We start from the raw sequence: 17,497 nt of genomic DNA, 5'->3' as shown, positions 1-17,497 counted from the left end.
CCCCGTAGGTTCCTGACCGTATCCCAGAAGAAAGGACGGCCGACCCGCCGGGAAGGTTTCACGCATACAGGACGCGAATGTCACACATTCGTCATGGTCAGGGGCGTGCGGCCGTCGTCGGCGCGGGGGTTCGCGGGCCCGTGGGGGCGGGGTGCGCGCAACGGGGCAGCGCGGGCCGGTCCTTGGTACGGACGGCGGGCAGCCAGGCCGTCGCGGAAGTCTTGGAAGCCCCGGAACCGGAAGACCCAGGAGACCCAGGAGACCCGGAAGCCCCGGGATGCGCGGGAGACCCGGAAGCTCCTCCCGTCCCCCCGCCCGGAAGGCGGACCCGGTACCAGACGGTCGAGGTCCGGTCCTCCTCGTCGATGACGGGCAGGCCGTCCGGCAGCCGGCACTCCGCCTCCAGCACGTCGCCGTGCCAGACCCGGGTCGGCACCACGTTCCGCGCGGTGTACGGGCGCAGCGGGTCGATCGCCAGGCCGAGGCTGCACTGCCGGTCGCGGTCCGCGCGCCCCTGGCAGCCGCGCTCGGCGTTGAACACCCGCACCGGCACCGGGGCGTCGGCGGCGCGGCCGTCCGTGCCGCCGGATCCGGCCGTCCCGGCCAGGACCGGGTACCACCAGGGCGAGGTGCCCGCCGCCGCCGCGCAGACCGCGAGCGCGAGCAGGGCGCCGAGCCGCCGGAGCGGGCCCCGGCCGGAGCGGGGGCGGCGCCCGTCGGGGGCGGGCCGAGCCGCGATGCGCGCCAGCAGGCCCTCGGCCGTGTGCGCGGCGCGCGCCTCGTGGCCGGGGGCCAGGCAGTCGGCCGCGAAGGCGCGCCAGAACGCGGGGACGGCGTGGTCCATGCGGAGCGGGGCGCGCCCCTCCGCGTACTCCCGCACGGCGGCGGCGCGCGCGGCCGGTGTGGCGCCGGGGAACGGTGAGGCGCCGGCGGCGAACACCTCGTGGACGACGACGCCCAGCGCCCAGATGTCGGCGCTGGGCCGGACCCGGACGCCGCGCTCGCCGAGCGGCTCGCGCCCCCGCTCGGGCGGCAGGTAGTCGAGGGTGCCCATCGGGGGCGTGTAGCCGTGGGTGCCGGTCAGTTCGATGGCGAAGCCGAAGTCGGAGAGCTTCACCGTGCCGTCCCGGCCGATGAGGATGTTCTCGGGCTTGAGGTCGGTGTGCACCCAGCCCGCCCCGTGCAGATGGGCCAGCCCCTCGCAGATCCCGGTGATCAGCCGGGCCCCCTCCGCCTCGCCCACCCCGGCGTCGAGGAGCTCGCGCAGGCTGCCCCGGGCCCGCTCCATGACCAGGACGATCGCGCCGTCCAGGACGGGGTCCCCGGCGGCGCCGAGGACGAAGGAGTCCAGCAGCCGGATCAGGCGCGGGTGGGCGGCGCGGCGGCCGAGGGCGACCTCGCGGGCGGCGGCCTCGGCGACGTCGCGGGCCTGGCGCGGGGCGAGTCCGGCGGTCGGCATGATCTTGAGCGCGACCTCTTCGGGCCCGTCCCCGGCCGGCCCGGCGGGCCGCGCCGCGTAGACGGTCGCCCAGCCGCCGGAGCCGATCGGCTCGGTGACGGCCCAGGCGCCGACCCGGTGGCCCGGCGGCAGGGGCTCCGGCCGCCCGCTCCCCCACGAGACGGTCCGCTCCTCCACGTGCACCACGCCCCTACCGTCCCCGCTCGGCGGGTTCGGCGCCGGGGGGTAAGAGCGCGAGGTGCTCCTCGCGGACGATGCCGAACTTGAGAGCGACGCCGACGACGGCCTCCCGCTTGCCGTTCCTGCGGTCCGCGCGCCCCGCCTCGTCGGCGCCGGGGCCGCCGATCCGCAGCTTCTCGTCGGCGAGGTAGTCGATGTGCGAGCTGACCGCGCGGGCCGTGAGCCGCGCGCAGGCGGCGTGGCCGCGCAGCCGCTCGACGACCTGCGGGGTGGTCGGCACGGCGGCGGGCGAGCGGTCCCGCAGCCAGGGCTCGCAGAGCGCGACGAGCACCAGGAAGTACGTGGCGGTCTCGTCCAGGGAGTACGCGGTGAGGGTGCGGCTGCCGCCGGGGCCGCCCATGCCGCGCGGGTCCAGGTAGACGTGGTCGGGCGCGAACACCTGGAAGGAGACGGCGGTGTCGCCGCGGGTGGGCAGCACCACACGGGAGAACTCGAAGGGGATGGGCGCGCCGGAGCGGCGCGGCGGCACCCGCAGGTACTCCCCCGCGCCCTCCGGGTTCTCCACGAGATAGCTGTGGGTGGTGCTGAGGTTGCTGAGCTGCCAGTGGTCGTCGGTGGCCCGGATCTCGCCCGCGAGGCGGGAGATGGCGGCGTCGGCGAGGCGGAGCTCGACGGGCGTGCCGGCCGAGCCCCGGCCGAACCGGGCCCGCTGCCCGGGCCCGAGGCGCAGCGTCACCGCGCCGCCGTCCGCCGTCCCGTCCGCGCCTCCGCCGCTGCCCTGCGGCAGGTGGATGACAATCCCGCTCACCGGTCCCCCGTCCCGCGTGCCGACCGCTGTCGCTGTCCGACACCCCGAACGTTACCGGGTGCAACCGGTGATGCACCGAGTGGCATCGGCCACTTCCACGGCCCGGTACGCGGCCCCTACGTGCGGGTTCGCCCCGCATGTGCCGTTCGTGACGGTCAGTCAGGGGGCGGGGGCGCCGGAGCGGAGCGTTGCGACCGCGCGGTCCCCGAACGCGGCCCACGGCAGCGTGCCCCCGCCGGTCCCGCCCTGGACGCGGAAGCGGATCCGGCCGTCCTCGGCGACGGCGAAGAGGTGGAGGCGGCCGGAGGCGTCGAGCGCGCCCGACGGGGTCGCGGTGAGCGTGACGCCGGGCTCGCCGTACTCCTCGGCGGGTCCCCAGGATCCGCCGGGCACGGACTGGCGGCGGCGGTCGAGGCGTTCGCCGCCGGGGGCGAGGACGACGGCCTCCAGGCATCCGTCGGCGCCCGCGACGAGCAGCGGGGCGGCGGTGGACCAGCCGAAGAGCGGCTGCCAGTCGTCCCAGCCGCCGCTGGGCACGGACTGGCGGCGCTGGAAGGAGCCGACACCGGACGGGGCGAGGGCCGCGACGGTGAGCCGGCCGCCGCCGTCCCGGGCCACCCGGGGCGCGTTGCCCGCGGCGGTGCCGAAGGCGCTCCAGGCCGACCAGGCCCCGCCGGGGGCGAGCTGCCAGCGGTGCCGGAGCGCGGTGCCGCCGGGCGCGAGGACGAAGACCTCCAGGCGCCCGTCCGCGTTGGCGGCGACCACCGGCGGCGCGCCCGCCGGTCCGCCGAAGCCCGCGTCCCAGGGGTCCCAGGCCGTGGACCCGGGGGCGGTCTGACGGCGCCGGGCCACGACGGAGCCGTCGGGGCTGAGCGCGAACGCCTCCAGGCGCCCGTCGGCGTTCCGGGCCACGGCGGGCGCGGCGGCGGCCGGACCGCCGAACTCCGCCCAGTCGCCCCAGCTCCCGTCCGCCCGCTGCGCCCGGTGGTGCAGGTTGACGCCGCCGGGGGCCAGCGAGAAGACCTCAAGGCGTCCGTCCGTATCGCGCGCGAGGGTGGGCACGGCACCGGCGGGGCCGCCGAAGCGCTCCCACTCCGACCAGTCGTCGGCGCCGGGGCCGAGCTGGACGCGCCGCAGCATCGAGCGGTCGGCGGCATCCAGGGCGAAGACGTTCAGCCGCCCGTCCACGTCGAGGGAGACGGCCGGGTTGTCCGGGCTCTGCCACGAGGGCGGGGTGGTACGCCACAGCAGCGGCGCCACGGACAGGCCGCGCCCGAACCAGCCCGCCGCGCTCGCGTACCGCCGGGCGCCGCCGGAGCTGTCGGTGCCGTCCGTCACGATCTCGACGGCGTGTCCGGGGACGTGCCCCGCGTACCCGTCCAGGGTGAAGCGGAACGGGTCGCGGGAGACAAGCACGTCGGTGCCCTCGTAGCCGACCCGGGGCCCGATGAACAGGTAGTACCAGCCGTCCTGTTCGAGGACGAAGGGCGATTCGGTGACCGACACCCCGGTGGCCTCGGTGGTCTCGTCGGCGTAGGCGGTGCCGGGCTCGCTCCAGTGGAGCAGGTCGTCGGAGACCCGGTGGCACACGAGGTGCCGGCCGTCCGTCGCCGAGACCTCCGTGTAGTACATGACCCACCGGCCGCCGATCCGCGTCACCATCGGGTCGCGCGCCGTGCGCCCCCGGAACAGCGGCCCCGAGGGCAGCCGGGTCCAGGTGACGAGGTCGGTGGAGGTGGCGAGGCCGATCGCCGCGCCGTCGGCGCCGCCCGCCGCGTAGAACATCCGGTAGGCGCCCTCGGCCTCGATGACGTGCGGGGCCCACAGGTACTCCTCGCCGAAGTAGTCGCGGTCGAGGGTCAGGGCGTCGGGATGGGTGGTCCAGGGGCCGTACGGGCCGGGGGCGGAGGCGTGGGCGAAGGCGGTCTCGGCCGAGCTGTCCGGGTTACGGCCGGGCGGCGCGCTGTCGCCGACGATCGAGAACAGGTGCCAGCGCCCGTCGGCCCGGATCAGGGTGTGGTCGTTGAGGTAGCGGCGGCGGCCGGGGACGGAGGGGTCGTACACGGGGGTGAAGGGGCCAGCGCCGACCCACCGGCGGGGCGGGAGCGTCCCGGCGGCGGCCGGGGTGGGCGCGAGGCCGGGAAGGACGGGAAAGCCCGCAAGGCCGAGCAGGCTGGGAAGGCCGGGAAGCCCGAGGGCGCCGACCGTTCCGGCCGCGACGCCCGCGCGCAGCAGCCCGCGGCGGCTGAGGGGATGCATGACGGGGGTCTCCTCGTGGGTCCCGCGGCCGGCCGGGGCCTACGGGGGCTGGTCCGGCCGGTCGCGGGGGTCATCGGCATCGGGGCGCCGGGGCATCGGGGCGTGGGGTCACCCGGTCACCGGGTCACCGGGTCACCGGGTCACCGGGTCACCGGGTCACCGGGTCAGTCGACGGCGGGCCCGGAGGTGCTGTTCAGCCAGGCCCATTCGGACCAGGCCGAGAAGCCGGTCTGCCACTTGTGGTACACCCCGGCGTGGCTGGTTCCGAACACCTCGATGCGTCCGTCGGCGTTGGTGGCGGCCGTGATCTCCGTACCGCCGCCGCCGTAGTCGACCCACTGGCCGTAGGCGCCGTTGACGTTTCCCTGCCAGAGGTGCTGGGCGACGGTCCCGTTGATGGCGAAGACCTCGACCCGCCCGTCCGGCGACCGCTCACTCGTCAGCTGCGAGTCCGCGGGACCACCGGTCGGCTCCCAGCCCGACCAACTCGTCGGATTCGTCTGATACTTGTGGAACACCCCGATCGGACCCGAGGCGAACACCTCGATCCGACCGTCCTGGTTGTGATCCACGGTGAGGTCGCGCCCGCCGCCGCCGAAGTCCTCCCACGCCGACCAGCCGCCGTTCACCGCCGTCTGGTACTTGTGCTGGAAGGTGCTGCCGTTCAGCGCGAAGACCTCAAGGCGCCCGTCCGGCGACTTCTCGACCTCCACCCGGGCGTCGGCGGGACCGCCGCCCGTCGGCTCCCAGCCCGACCAGCCGCCGTTGGGCGCCGTCTGGTAGCGGTGGAAGAGGCCGACCGGGCCCGAGGCGAAGACCTCCATGCGCCCGTCCGCGTTCGTGCCGACGGCGATGTCACGCCCGCCGCCGCCGAAGTCCTCCCAGCCCGACCAGCCGCCCGAAGGAGCCACCTGATAGCGGTGCTTGAACGTGCTGCCATTGATCGCGAACACCTCCAGACGCCCGTCCGCGTTCGCCGCGATCGCCAACTCCGCGCCGCCCGGGCCGCCGAGGGGCTCCCACTCGGACCAGGCGCCGTTCACGGCGAGCTGCCAGGCGTGGTGGATCCCGTCGGCACCGGCGGCGAAGGCTTCGAGCCGCCCGTCGGCCGAACGGGCCGAGACGACCCGGCCGGACTCCGCCGGGTAGACCACCGGGGCGGGCCCCGGGCCGGGGTGGCCGAGCCGGTCCACCGCGGCGCGCGCCTCGTCCAGGTGGCGCCGGTGGTAGCCCGCGTTGTAGGTGGACCAGGGCTCCCAGTTGGTGCCGCCGTTGGAGATGGTGAACGCCGCGTTCGCGTTGCACTGGGCGTCGTACGCGCAGGCGTCGTCGACCTCGGGGTGCCAGTAGTCGTTGATCTGCCACAGCCCGCGGTCGCGGGACGGGGGCGTGTTGTTGGTGGTGTTCGTCGCCGAGGGGTCGCAGCTGGACTCGGCGAGGGCGACGGCGACGGCCGTGACCAGGCCGTCGCCCCGGAAGCCCGCCTGGTAGCCGACCTGGGCGCACAGGTCGCTCGACGCGGCCTGGGCCGGCGAGGCGGTGCCGGAGAGGATGCCCGCCGCCAGGAGCAGCGAGGCGAGCGCCGACAGGACGGCGCGGTGGGGTGCGCGGGGGGACCGCCTTGCGGTTCTCACTGCTGGCTCCTCAGTCCGATCCGATTCAACTTCCACTCACGCCGCTTCAGTCGATCGCGGGACCGGCGGTGGCGTTCACCCACGCCCACTCGGACCAGGTCGCCGGGCCGGTCTGCCATTTGTGGTAGACGCCGGCGTGGCTGGTTCCGAACACCTCGATGCGTCCGTCGGCGTTGCTCGTCGCGGTGATCTCGGTGCCGCCGCCCCCGAAGTCGGCCCACTGGCCGTAGGGGGCGTTGATCCCGCTCTGCCAGAGGTGCTGGGCGACGGTCCCGTTGATCGCGAAGACCTCGACCCGCCCGTCCGGCGACCGCTCGCTCGTCAGCTGCGAGTCCGCGGGACCACCGGTCGACTCCCAGCCCGACCAACTCGTCGGATTCGTCTGGTACTTGTGGAACACCCCGACCGGACCCGAGGCGAAGACCTCGATCCGCCCGTCCTGGTTGTGATCCACAGTGAGGTCGCGGCCACCGCCGCCGAAGTCCTCCCAGCCCGACCAGCCGCCGTTCACGGCCGTCTGGTAGAGATGCTGGAAGGTGTTCCCGTTCAGCGCGAACACCTCAAGGCGCCCGTCCGGCGACTTCTCCATCTCCACGCGCGCGTCGGCGGGACCGCCGCCCGTCGGCTCCCAGCCCGACCAGCCGCCGCTGGGCGCCGTCTGATAGCGGTGGAAGAGCCCCACCGGGCCGGAGGCGAAGACCTCGATCCGGCCGTCGGCGTTGACCCCCGCGGCGATGTCACGCCCGCCGCCGCCGAAGTCCTCCCAGCCCGACCAGCCACCCGAAGGCGCCACCTGATAACGGTGCTTGAACGTGCTGCCATTGATCGCGAACACCTCCAGACGCCCGTCCGCGTTCGCCGCGATCGCCAGCTCCCCGCCGCCCGGACCGCCCAGGAACTCCCAGGTGGACCACTCGCCGTTCGAGGCGAGCTGCCAGGCGTGGTGGATCCCGTCGGCACCGGCCGCGAACACCTCCAGGCGCCCGTCGGCCGAACGGGCCGACACCACCCGGCCGGACTCCGCCGGGTAGACCAGCGGCCGGGGCTGCGGGACGCCGCCGGGGACGCAGGAGAGGGTGACCCCGCGCTCGGCCAGGTAGACCTCGGGATCGATCCCGTACGAGGTGGAGGTGTCGCCCCAGATCCGCAGGTGCAGGTGGGGGCCGGTCGAGTTGCCCTCCTGGCCCATCAGGGCGATCCGCTGCCCGGCCGTCACGTGCTCGCCGACGGCCACGAAGCGCTGGTACATGTGCCCGTACTCGGAGATCCGGCCGTCCGGGTGCAGGATGCGGATCCACTGGCCGTAGCCGTCGGCGTAGCCGGAGTGGGTCACCTCGCCGTCGCCGATGGCGAAGATCGGCGTGCCGATGTCGTTGCCGATGTCCACGCCGTTGTGACCGCTGTGGAAATGCTGGGTGACCTCGCCGGCGGCCGGGCAGGCCGCCGTGGCGGCGGCCCCCCGGACCGCCGCCGGCGCGGAGGCCGCGGCGGGGGCGGTCCGGGCGGCGGCGGCCGGGGCCGCGAGCAGTCCGGGCGCGAGGGCCGCCGTCACGGCCAGCAGGACCCGCAGGGCGCCGCGGGCGCGCCCGGCTCGGCGGGCTCTGCCGGCACGCGGAGCGCGCGAGGCACGCGAGGCGCGCGGGGGAAGGCCGGGCAGCACGTCGTGATCCCCCGTCATGCCTTGCGCAGGCGCGCGACGACGCCGTCGATGTCGCGCTGCAGCATGTCGTGGCGGACGAAGTGGCCGCCGGGCAGCTCGTACGACTCGTGCGGGATGCCGGCCCGGTCGAGCAGCGAGCGGAACTCGCGCTGTCCGGCGAGGACGTGCGTCTCGTTGGCGGTGTCGAACCAGCTCACCGGGTCGGGGCTGGTGCCCGCGACGAGGAAGACCCGCTTGTTGCGGTAGCTCTCGATGCGCTGCACCGGGTTGTCGGCGCTGACCCGGGCCTCGTCCCAGAACGGGGCCCCGTAGACCGTGCCGCCGCCCAGGTCCAGGGCGGACGTGGCGTTCGCCCAGTGGACGACGGTGCCGTTGTCGCGGCGCAGGCTGGCCGGGCCCGAGTGGGCGCTGACCGAGGCGAAGTGCCCGTAGTACTTGGCGGCGTACTTCAGCGCGCCGAAGCCGCCCATGGAGAAGCCGGAGACCGCCCGCCCGTCGTACTCGGCGAAGGTGCGGAAGTTGGCCTCCACCCACGGGAGGAGCTGGTTGATGTGGAAGTGCTCCCAGTTGCGGGGGCCGACGTTGGAGCTGACCGGGTTGGAGTACCAGCCCAGGTGGCCGCCGTCGGGCATGACGACGATGAGCCGGCGGCCGGCGGTCCAGTCGCGGATGCGCTCGCGGTCGAAGGTGATGAAGTCCTGGTCGTTGCCGCCGCCGTGGAAGAGGTAGAGCACGGGGTAGGTGCGGCCGCTGTAGTGGTAGTCGTCCGGGAGCAGCACGTTGACGCCGGGGTTCCAGCCGATCGCGTCCGTCGCGAAGCGGTAGTACCACATGCGGTAGTCGCTCTCGTTGCGGTCCACGATCCGCAGGCCGAAGCCGTCGCCGGCCGCGGCGGCCGAGGACGCCGAGCCGAGCACGCCTCCGGCGCCGAGGGCCAGGGCGGCGGACAGGCCGCCTGCGGACTTGAGGATGCTCCTGCGGGTGGGGGGCTGCGCGGTCAACGGGACCTCCTGGTCGTCGCGCGACGGTACCGGTGGATCGGCATGAGGACGCTAACGACGCGTCCCGGCCCGGGGAATCCGGAACCTTACGGACTGACAAAGGCGGCCGGCCGGGCTACTGGCGGAGGTCCACCCGTACGGCTCAGAGGCCCGCCGGTCCCAGGAGGCGGCGCAGCGCCTCGTAGCCGCGCCGGTCGTACGGGTCGCCGAGGTCGACGAACACCGTGTGCAGGGCGCCGTCGCGGGTGTACACGTCCAGGTGGCCGCTGGAGTAGGCGGGGCGGCGGCCGGTGGCCCACTCGGCGGACTCGATCTCGGCCGGGTCGAAGCTCCGGGAGCCGAGCCGGACGGGCTCCCCGGGCAGCAGGAAGCCGGGGTCCAGGTCGTGCAGCAGCGTGCGGGCCTGGCCCGCGGTCAGCTCGTCGCCGTCGGCCATCGCCCGCAGATAGACCTCGCGCGCCTCGGGCAGCCGGTCGGGGGCGAGTTCGACGAGCCGCCGGTGCGCGCGGTGGGCGGTGTCGCCCCGGAAGGGCGGCTCCATGGCGCGCAGCCACAGCTCACAAGCCTCGTCGGCCGCGCCCTCGTCGGCGGCGAGCCCGCCGAGGTTCAGCAGCGCCTTGCGGGCGTGCTCGGGGTGCCCGCTGTCGAGGGCGCGCCGGTACAGCTCGCGGGCGTGCGCCGGGTCGCCGGAGCGCTGCTCGAAGACCGCGTAGTTGAAGAGTGACTGCGGGGCGTGGTCGGGGTGGCCGGTGGCGATGGCCCGCTCGAACGCCTCGCGGGCGGCGGCGGCGCGCCCGTCCTGGGCCTCCAGGACGGCGAGGTTCGCGAGGGCCATGGGCCCGATGTCGGGGTGCCCGGTGCGGGCGGCCCGCCGGAACGCCTCCCGCGCGCCGTTCACCCACCCGGCGGTCCGGTCCTGGACCCCCTGCTCGAACGCCGCCCGGGCGGCGGCCTCGATCTCGTCGGGCGTGCCGGGTGAACTGCCGCCCGCCGTAGCGCCCGTACGGCCACCCGCCGTGCCGTCCGTCGTCCCGTCCACCATCACGTCGCCCCCCATGTCGCCCGATATGTCGCCCGGTATGCCGTCCCGTATGCCGTCCCGCCGGTCGCCCCGCACGCCGTCCGAGGCCGTCGGCTCCCCCTCGTACGCGCCCCGGCCGCGCCTCGTACGGGTCCGCGCCCGCTCAGCGGACCTCCGCCGCGATGCGGCGGGCGCAGTCCATTGCCTCGGTGTGCGTGGTGTCCACCTCCAGGTCGTAGCGGACGCCCTCGTGGACCTGCCCGGCCTGGAGCGCGGCCATGCCGGGGGTGCGGTCGCCCCGGGCGGTCTCGCGGCCGGTGGCCACCCGGGGGTCGCAGCGGACGCCGACCCACAGCACGTCGAGGCCGTCGAGGTGCCGCAGCCAGCGCCGCTGGGAGGCGGCGCCGCCGAGGAAGACCTCGTCGACGACGATCCGCGCGCCCGCCCGGGCCATGGCGGCGATGCCCGCCGTCCACGCCTCCTCCAGCCTGCCGAACTCGGCCCCGACGCTCACCCCGCCGTCCTCGGCGAACGCGATGCCGTCGTCGGACGCGCGTGTCCGGGCGGGCAGCGCGTCCACGAACGCGTCGGTGCCGAAGGCGAGCCAGGAGTCGGGGAGCACGGCCTGGAGGCAGCGTACGATTCCGGACTTCCCGGCGCTGGAACCGCCGTTGAGGATGATCACCCGAGTCGTCACCGCGCCACCCTAGGCACACGGGCGCGGCCCGGGGAAACGTGTTTCGGCGCGGTCCGCCGCTTCTCAGTCACGGGCGAACCGGCGTACGTACGGGGGTGCCGTGTCGGGCAGGTACGCGGGCCAGCCCGGGTCGCCGGTCGCGGTGAAGGCGGCCAGCGCACCACTGAACGCGCGGGCCAGCTCCCGGTCCCGCGCGTCGACCGGGCCCAGCATCGGGGCCTTCGCGTACGCGTCGAGCCGGTCGAAGGCAAAGGGTAGGTCGGCGCAGTGCGGGGCGCCGAGTCCGGGCACGCCGGTGGAGGCGCGGGCGAAACGGTACACGTGGGCCGGGGTGCCGTGGGCGGCGCATGCGCGGGCGAGGGTCTCGACACCTTCGCCGAACGCGGACCGGGTGACACCGGCGACGAGTTCGGCCGGGGCCTCGGGCCCGAGGAAGGCGGTGGCCTCGTGCTCGGTGCTGCCGACGAGGACGCCCTTGCCCGCGAGCGCCCCGGCGGCGAGGGCCGTCGGCCACGCGGTCCGGTGCCCGGCGCCGCCGAGGACCGGGTGCAGGGGCGGGGAGGCGTCGCGCGGGCGGGCGAGTTCGGTCGCCACGCGCGCGTACGCGTCGAGGAGCCGGGGGACGGGCACCTCGCTCAGGGCCTCGGCGAGCCCCGCGCCACGGGCGAGGCCGAGCGCGGCGAGGAAGTGGTCGGCGGCGCGGTCGGCGTCCTCGGGCCGCTGCGGGAGGAGGTTCCACGGACCGCTCTGGAGCACGAGCCGGTGGACCAGCGGGCCGGTCTCCGGGTCGAGCGCGAGGGCGAGGGCGGAGTACGCGCCCGCCGACTGGCCGCCGACGGTGATCCGCGCCGGGTCGCCGCCGAACGAGCCGACGGTGTCCCGGACCCAGCGCAGGGCGGCGGCCTGGTCGCGGGAGCCGAGGTTGTCGGCGCCCAGCTCCGGCAGGCGGAGGTAGCCGAGGGGCCCGAGGCGGTAGTTGGCGGAGACGACGACCACGTCCCCGGCGGCGGCCAGGCGGGCCCCGTCGTACCAGTCCCAGCCGCTGGAGCCGCTGCTGAAGCCGCCGCCGTGGAACCAGAGCAGCACCGGGCGGGGCCGGTCAGCCGCGCCGGCCGGGGTCCAGACGGTGAGGTGGAGGCAGCCGGCCTCGTCGCCGTCGGGGGCCCGGTCGCCCATCACCCCGGCGAGCCGGCCGGGGCCCTGGGGCACGGACGGTCCGGGGCGGGTGGCGTCGCGGACGCCCCGCCAGCCGGGAGGGGCGGCGGGCGGGCGGAAGCGGAGCGGGCCGACGGGCGGGGCGGCGTACGGGATGCCCCGGAAGGCGGTCACGCCGGGCACCCCGGGCGCCCCGCCGTCCGTCACGCCCCGCAGGCGCCCTTGCGGGATCTCCAGGACCACGCCCGTGGCCGCGCCGGTCGTGCCCGTCATGGAGCCGTCTGTGTAGTCGTCTGTGCTGTCGTCCCTGGTCACGCGTCCAGTCTGCCCGCCCCGTCCGCCGCCTTCGGCGCGGGGCCGAGCACCCGGTCCAGGTACGGGTTGGCGAAGAGGCCGGTCGGGTCGACCTCGTCCCGTACGCCCGTGAAGGCGTCGAAGTGCTCGTAGCGGGGGCGCAGCGCGGCTGCGTCCAGGTCGTGCATCTTGCCCCAGTGGGGGCGTCCGCCGAAGGAGCCGAGGATGTCCTGGCAGGCCCGGAAGTACCGCTCGTGGGGCATCCGGTGGTACTGGTGGAAGGCGATGTAGCAGCTCTCGCGCCCGTACGCGGTGGAGAGCCAGATGTCGTCGGGGGCGGCGAAGCGGACCTCCAGCGGGAACGACACCCGCTCGTCGTGGCGGTCGATCCACGCCTTGATCTCGCGCAGCGCGTCCACGACGTCCTCCCGGGGGATGGCGAACTCGCCCTCGTGGAAGCGCACGTCGCGGACCGAGGCGAAGACCTTGTACGAGAGGTCGGTCCACTCGCGGGCGGACATGGCGCGGGCGGCGAAGCGGGTGATGGGCGGGACGAGCCCGGGGAAGCGGGTGCCGAGCCGGTTGAGGAGGTCGAAGCCGGGGCCGCTGACGGCCTCGTCGAGCCTCCGGGAGAAGTCGCCGATCGGCTTCAGCGGGGTGTCGCCGGGCAGCCGGGTGAAGCTCCGGGTGAGCGTAGTGCCGCTGTGCGGGAACCAGAAGAACTCGAAGTGGTCGTGGGTGTCGGCGAGTTCGTGGACCCGCGCGAGGGTCTCGTCGACCGGGCGGGCCTCGTCGCGGGCGTGGAGGGCGAAGAGCGGCACGCACTGGAGGGTGACGCGGGTGAGGATGCCGAGGGCGCCGAGGCCGACGCGGGCGGCGGCGAAGAGTTCGGGCCGCTCCTGGGCCGAGCAGGTGACGAGGGTGCCGTCGGCGAGGACCAGTTCCAGGGCCCGCACCTGGGTGGCGATGCCGCCGAAGCCGGTGCCGCTGCCGTGGGTGCCGGTGGAGATGGCGCCGGAGACGGTCTGGCGGTCGATGTCGCCGAGGATCTCCAGGGCCAGTCCGTGCTCGGCGAGCAGCGGGTTCAGCCGCCACAGCGGCATCCCCGCGCCGACCGTGACCAGGCCGGTAGTGCGGTCCACCGATTCCAGCGTGGCGAGCCGGTCCAGGCGGAGCTGGACGCCGGGGGCGACGGCGACGGAGCTGAAGGAGTGGCCGGCGCCGACCGCCTTGACCCGGTTCCCGGCGCGCGCGGCGGCCGTCACGGCGGCGGCGACCTCGCCGGCGTCCATGGGGCGCAGCACCCGTACGGGGCTGGCGTGCTCGCTGCCCGACCAGTTGCTCCACGTGCCCGCCACGTTCGTCATGCCCGGGGTCCTCTCGCAGGGTTCGGCGGTCCGCGCGCCGTAGCGGACGCGGTGCACGGAAGACTGAACTCGGTCAGTTGTCCAAGTCAAGCGTCCTGAACCATTGACTTGGACGGGCGACCGGGAGATGGTGACGGCCCGAACCGCGCAGTCAGGGGAGCAGCCATGCCGGCCACCACCGCACTCCGCGCCGCCGCCGCGCCGATGTCCTTCGAGGAGCTGCGCCGGGTCACGGCCGAGCTCAGCCCGCCGTTCGCCGTGGTCGACCTCGGCGCGCTGCACGCGAACGCGGCGGGGATGGCGCGGCGGGCCGGCGGCAAGCCGATCCGGCTCGCCAGCAAGTCGCTGCGCTGCCGCCCGCTGATCGAGCGGGTCACCGCCCTGGCGGGCTTCTCCGGCGTCCTGGCGTTCACGCTGCCGGAGGCGCTGTGGCTGGCCCGTACCGCCGACGCGTCGGTGGGCGACATCCTGGTCGGCTATCCGTGCGCCGACCCGGCCCCGCTGCGCGCCCTCGCCGCCGACGAGGAGGCCGCCGCCCGGGTCACCGTCATGATCGACTCGCTGGAGCACCTCGATCTGCTGGACTCCGTGCTCGGCGCGGACGGCCCGGCCGTACGGGTCTGTCTCGACCTGGACGCCTCGCTGCGGCTGCTCGGCGGCCGGGTCCACCTGGGGATGCGCCGCTCGCCGCTGCACAGCCCGGCCGCCGCGGCGGCGCTGGCGCGGGCCGTGGTGGCCCGGCCTCGGCTGCGGCTGGTCGGCGTCATGTCGTACGAGGGGCAGATCGCGGGGGTCGGGGACGACCAGCCGGGTTCGCCGCTGACCCGCTCGGTGCTGCGCTTCGTGCAGCGGACCTCGGCGCGGGAGCTGCGCGCGCGGCGGGCGGCGGCGGTGCGCGCGGTACGCGCGGTGGCGCCGCTTGAGTTCGTGAACGGCGGCGGGACCGGCAGCCTGGAGGGCACGTCGGCGGAGCCCGTGATCACCGAGCTGGGGGCCGGCTCGGGCATCTACTCCCCCACGCTGTTCGACCACTACCGCGCCTTCCGGCCGGTGCCCGCCGCGTACTTCGCGCTGGACGTGGTGCGGCGGCCCGCGCCCCGGCACGTGACGGTGCTGGGCGGCGGCTGGATCGCCTCGGGCCCGCCGGGTGCGGACCGGCTTCCGGTGCCGGTGTGGCCCGCGGGGCTGCGGATGCTGGCCCAGGAGGGCGCGGGCGAGGTCCAGACCCCGCTGACCGGGGACGCCGCCGACGCGCTGCGGCTCGGCGACCGGGTCTGGTTCCGGCACGCGAAGGCCGGGGAGCTGTGCGAGCGGGTGGACCGGCTGCACCTGGTGGAGGCGGGCCGGATCGTGGACGTCGTGCCGACCTACCGGGGCGAGGGCCACGCCTTCCTGTGACGCTTCCCGCCGGAGGGGGCCGAGCCGGCCGGACCGGCGTCGTCTCCGGCGGACCGCGCCGAGCCAGCCGGACCGCGCCCAGCCGGCCGGACCGCGCCGAGCCGGCCGGACCGGCGTCGTCCCCCGCCGGAGGTGACGCCTCCGGCGGAGGGCTCCGTCCCCACCGGACCCGTGCCGTCCCCGCCCGGACCGCGCCGCCCCTGCCTGACTCCCCGCCCCCCGGCTCGGGATAGCGTGCTCCGACGTCCCCCCTCACCTCCGGGAGTTCCCATGGGCCGCCGATCCGCCGACGAGCGCCGCGAGCAGCTGATCGACGCGGCGATCCGGGTCATGATCCGCGACGGCGTGGCGAAGGCGACGACCCGGGCGGTGGTCGCCGAGGCGGGGCTGCCGCTGGGGGCCTTCCACTACTGCTTCCAGGCCAAGGAGCAGCTGCTGCACAGCGTGATCGAGCGGATCATGCTGCGCGCCCTGGACCCGCCCGCCCCGCGCGAGACGGAGGGCACGCAAACCGTCGACGAGGTGGTCCGGGGCACCCTGCGCGCCTACTGGGCCAGGGTCCGGGCGAACCCGGACGAGCACCTGCTGACGTACGAGTTGACGCAGTACGCGCTGCGCAAGCCGGGGCTCGCGGAGGTGGCCAGGGGCCAGTACCGGCACTACACCGAGGTGAGCCTGCGGCAGCTGGAGTCGATCGCCCGCCGCTCCGGCGCCGAGTGGACCCTGCCGCTGCCGGTGCTCGCCCGGTACGGGCTGAGCGTGCTGGACGGGCTGACCCTGAACTGGCTCATCGACCGGGACGACGCGGCGGCCTCGGCGGCGCTCGACACGTACGCCGACCACCTGGTCACCCTGGTCAGGCCCGTGGCGGAACCGGCCACCGCGCGCTGACCCGTATGGCAGGGTTCGGAGTACGGCAAGCACCACCACCCGATCCTGGAGCCGCAACGTGCACACGCTCAGCCACGCCGACGTCAAGACCGCAGCCGACCGGATCGCCGGCCAGATCCGTCCCGTCACGATCGCCCCCGGCGACGGCGACGGCGGGATGTGGTTCGCGCTCGAACTCCTCCAGCACACCGGTTCCTTCAAGGCGCGCGGCGCACTGAACTTCCTGCTCGCCCACCGCGAGGCGGGCACCCTGCCCGCGGCCGGGGTCACGATCGCGTCCGGCGGCAACGCGGGGCTCGCCTGCGCCTGGGCGGCCCGCCGCCAGGACGCGCGGGCCACGGTCTTCCTGCCGACGACGGCGCCGAAGCTGAAGGTGGAGCGGCTGCTCGGCTACGGGGCGGACGTGCGGCTGGTCGGCACCGAGTACGCGGAGGCCCTCGCCGCCTGCGAGACGTTCGCGGCGGAGACCGGGGCGCTGGCCTCGCACGCGTACGACCATCCCCTGATCGCCGCGGGCGCGGGCACCCTGCTGGAGGAGATCCGGCAGGGTCTGCCCGGCCTGGACACGGTGGTGGTCTCGGTGGGCGGCGGCGGGCTGTTCGCCGGGGTGGCCGCGGCGGCCCGCGCGCACGGCGTCCGGGTGGTCGCGGTCGAGCCGGAGAACTGCCGGGCGCTGGGCGCGGCCCTGGAGGCCGGGCGGCCCGTGGACGTGACCGTGGACTCGGTGGCCTCGGACTCGCTGGGCGCCCGCCGGGTCTCGGCGGCGGCGCTGGAGGCGGCCCGGCAGGGCGACGTCCGGGCCGTGCTGGTGAGCGACGCCGAGATCGTGCGGGCCCGCCGGGCCCTGTGGGACGAGCGGCGCCTGGTGGTCGAGCACGCGGCCGCGACCGCCCACGCCGCCGTGGGCGCGGCCTACCGGCCGGAGCCGGGCGAGCGGGTCTGCGTCGTGCTGTGCGGCGCGAACACGGACCCGTCCGACCTGGTCTGAGCGGGGGCGGCGGGCCGGGCGCCGGTCACTCGAAGCGCGAGGGGTCGCCCGCGCCGCGCCGGATGATCTCGGCCTCCCCGCCGGAGAAGTCGACGACCGTGGTCGGCTCGGTGCCGCAGTCGCCGGAGTCGACGACGGCGTCCAGGACGTGGTCGAGCCGCTCCTTGATCTCCCAGCCCTGGGTCAGCGGCTCGTCCTCGTCCGGGAGCAGCAGGGTGCTGGAGACCAGCGGCTCGCCGAGCTCGGCGAGCAGGGCGCGGGTCACGGTGTGGTCGGGGATGCGGACGCCGACCGTCTTCTTCTTGGGGTGCTGGAGGCGGCGCGGCACCTCCCGGGTGGCGGGCAGGATGAAGGTGTAGCTGCCCGGGGTGGACGCCTTGATGGCCCGGAACACGTCGTTGTCGACCTGGACGAACTGCCCGAGCTGGGAGAAGTTCTCGCACACCAGGGTGAAGTGGTGCCGGTCGTCGAGGTGCCGGATCGAGCGGATGCGCTCCAGCGCCTCGTGGTTGCCGAGCCGGCAGCCGAGCGCGAAGCAGGAGTCGGTGGGATACGCGATGAGGGCGCCGGCCCGGAGGCTGTCCACCACGGTGCCGATGGTGCGGGTCTGGGGGGTCTGCGGATGAACGTCGAAATACTTCGCCATCATCCGACCCTAACGGGAATCCGCACTTCCGGGAGGATC

Annotated in this window: 14 protein-coding genes; 3 read left to right on the top strand and 11 right to left on the bottom strand. The window is 75.4% G+C overall.

What is annotated here, in order from left to right; genetic code table 11:
- Window positions 1–97 precede the first annotated feature (97 nt).
- From AB0C99_RS06415 to AB0C99_RS06370, 10 genes are all read right to left on the bottom strand, one after another.
- Complete coding sequence (locus AB0C99_RS06415) at window positions 98–1,645, bottom strand: serine/threonine-protein kinase (RefSeq protein ID WP_362470148.1); 1,548 nt, start codon at window positions 1,643–1,645, stop codon at window positions 98–100.
- Between the two features lie 4 nt (window positions 1,646–1,649).
- The gene (locus tag AB0C99_RS06410) at window positions 1,650–2,447 is read right to left on the bottom strand and encodes a serine/threonine protein kinase (protein WP_362470145.1); all 798 of its coding nucleotides are present in this window, start codon (window positions 2,445–2,447) and stop codon (window positions 1,650–1,652) included.
- Window positions 2,448–2,606: 159 nt separating this feature from the next.
- Complete coding sequence (locus AB0C99_RS06405; RefSeq protein ID WP_362470143.1) at window positions 2,607–4,706, bottom strand: family 43 glycosylhydrolase; 2,100 nt, start codon at window positions 4,704–4,706, stop codon at window positions 2,607–2,609.
- A gap of 164 nt (window positions 4,707–4,870) precedes the next feature.
- Complete coding sequence (locus AB0C99_RS06400) at window positions 4,871–6,340, bottom strand: hypothetical protein (protein ID WP_362470140.1); 1,470 nt, start codon at window positions 6,338–6,340, stop codon at window positions 4,871–4,873.
- A 46-nt stretch (window positions 6,341–6,386) separates the two neighbouring features.
- Complete coding sequence (locus AB0C99_RS06395; protein ID WP_362470138.1) at window positions 6,387–8,018, bottom strand: peptidoglycan DD-metalloendopeptidase family protein; 1,632 nt, start codon at window positions 8,016–8,018, stop codon at window positions 6,387–6,389.
- A complete protein-coding gene (locus AB0C99_RS06390; RefSeq protein ID WP_362470135.1) occupies window positions 8,015–9,001 on the bottom strand; it encodes an esterase family protein in 987 nt (328 codons plus the stop codon). The genes AB0C99_RS06395 and AB0C99_RS06390 overlap by 4 nt, the downstream gene beginning before the upstream one ends.
- Before the next feature lie 142 nt (window positions 9,002–9,143).
- Window positions 9,144–10,058 (bottom strand): tetratricopeptide repeat protein, encoded by a 915-nt coding sequence (locus AB0C99_RS06385; protein WP_362470132.1) that lies wholly within the window; start codon window positions 10,056–10,058, stop codon window positions 9,144–9,146.
- A 127-nt stretch (window positions 10,059–10,185) separates the two neighbouring features.
- A complete protein-coding gene (cpt, locus tag AB0C99_RS06380; protein ID WP_362470129.1) occupies window positions 10,186–10,719 on the bottom strand; it encodes a chloramphenicol phosphotransferase CPT in 534 nt (177 codons plus the stop codon).
- A 63-nt stretch (window positions 10,720–10,782) separates the two neighbouring features.
- Window positions 10,783–12,147 carry a carboxylesterase family protein gene (locus AB0C99_RS06375; protein WP_362470126.1) on the bottom strand — a complete coding sequence of 455 codons (1,365 nt, stop codon included), beginning with the start codon at window positions 12,145–12,147 and terminating at the stop codon, window positions 10,783–10,785.
- 38 nt (window positions 12,148–12,185) lie between these two features.
- Complete coding sequence (locus AB0C99_RS06370; RefSeq protein ID WP_362470123.1) at window positions 12,186–13,535, bottom strand: D-arabinono-1,4-lactone oxidase; 1,350 nt, start codon at window positions 13,533–13,535, stop codon at window positions 12,186–12,188.
- Window positions 13,536–13,700: 165 nt separating this feature from the next.
- Between AB0C99_RS06370 and AB0C99_RS06365 the strand changes: the two genes are divergently transcribed.
- From AB0C99_RS06365 to AB0C99_RS06355, 3 genes are all read left to right on the top strand, one after another.
- Window positions 13,701–14,933: an amino acid deaminase/aldolase gene (locus AB0C99_RS06365; protein ID WP_362470120.1), complete on the top strand. Its 1,233-nt coding sequence runs from the start codon at window positions 13,701–13,703 to the stop codon at window positions 14,931–14,933.
- Window positions 14,934–15,203: 270 nt separating this feature from the next.
- Complete coding sequence (locus AB0C99_RS06360) at window positions 15,204–15,824, top strand: TetR/AcrR family transcriptional regulator (RefSeq protein WP_362470119.1); 621 nt, start codon at window positions 15,204–15,206, stop codon at window positions 15,822–15,824.
- 58 nt (window positions 15,825–15,882) lie between these two features.
- Window positions 15,883–16,812 (top strand): serine/threonine dehydratase, encoded by a 930-nt coding sequence (locus AB0C99_RS06355; protein ID WP_362470117.1) that lies wholly within the window; start codon window positions 15,883–15,885, stop codon window positions 16,810–16,812.
- A 25-nt stretch (window positions 16,813–16,837) separates the two neighbouring features.
- On the opposite strand, the gene AB0C99_RS06350 is transcribed toward AB0C99_RS06355, so the two are convergent.
- Complete coding sequence (locus AB0C99_RS06350; protein ID WP_362470114.1) at window positions 16,838–17,458, bottom strand: L-threonylcarbamoyladenylate synthase; 621 nt, start codon at window positions 17,456–17,458, stop codon at window positions 16,838–16,840.
- Window positions 17,459–17,497 lie beyond the last annotated feature (39 nt).

The sequence above is a fragment of the Streptomyces sp. NPDC048659 genome (assembly GCF_040650575.1).
Lineage (GTDB): Bacteria > Actinomycetota > Actinomycetes > Streptomycetales > Streptomycetaceae > Streptomyces.
The sequence above is the reverse complement of the archived record's forward strand: the minus strand, read 5'-3'. Positions and strand labels throughout refer to the sequence as shown.

What these genes read in the sequence shown, in the direction of transcription:
- AB0C99_RS06405 (WP_362470143.1), bottom strand. Translation starts at nt 4,706, where the DNA reads ATGCATCCCCTCAGCCGCCGCGGGCTGCTGCGCGCGGGCGTCGCGGCC.
- AB0C99_RS06395 (WP_362470138.1), bottom strand. Translation starts at nt 8,018, where the DNA reads ATGACGGGGGATCACGACGTGCTGCCCGGCCTTCCCCCGCGCGCCTCG.
- AB0C99_RS06385 (WP_362470132.1), bottom strand. Translation starts at nt 10,058, where the DNA reads ATGGGGGGCGACGTGATGGTGGACGGGACGACGGACGGCACGGCGGGT.
- AB0C99_RS06375 (WP_362470126.1), bottom strand. Translation starts at nt 12,147, where the DNA reads ATGACGGGCACGACCGGCGCGGCCACGGGCGTGGTCCTGGAGATCCCG.
- AB0C99_RS06370 (WP_362470123.1), bottom strand. Translation starts at nt 13,535, where the DNA reads ATGACGAACGTGGCGGGCACGTGGAGCAACTGGTCGGGCAGCGAGCAC.
- AB0C99_RS06365 (WP_362470120.1), top strand. Translation starts at nt 13,701, where the DNA reads ATGCCGGCCACCACCGCACTCCGCGCCGCCGCCGCGCCGATGTCCTTC.
- AB0C99_RS06360 (WP_362470119.1), top strand. Translation starts at nt 15,204, where the DNA reads ATGGGCCGCCGATCCGCCGACGAGCGCCGCGAGCAGCTGATCGACGCG.
- AB0C99_RS06350 (WP_362470114.1), bottom strand. Translation starts at nt 17,458, where the DNA reads ATGGCGAAGTATTTCGACGTTCATCCGCAGACCCCCCAGACCCGCACC.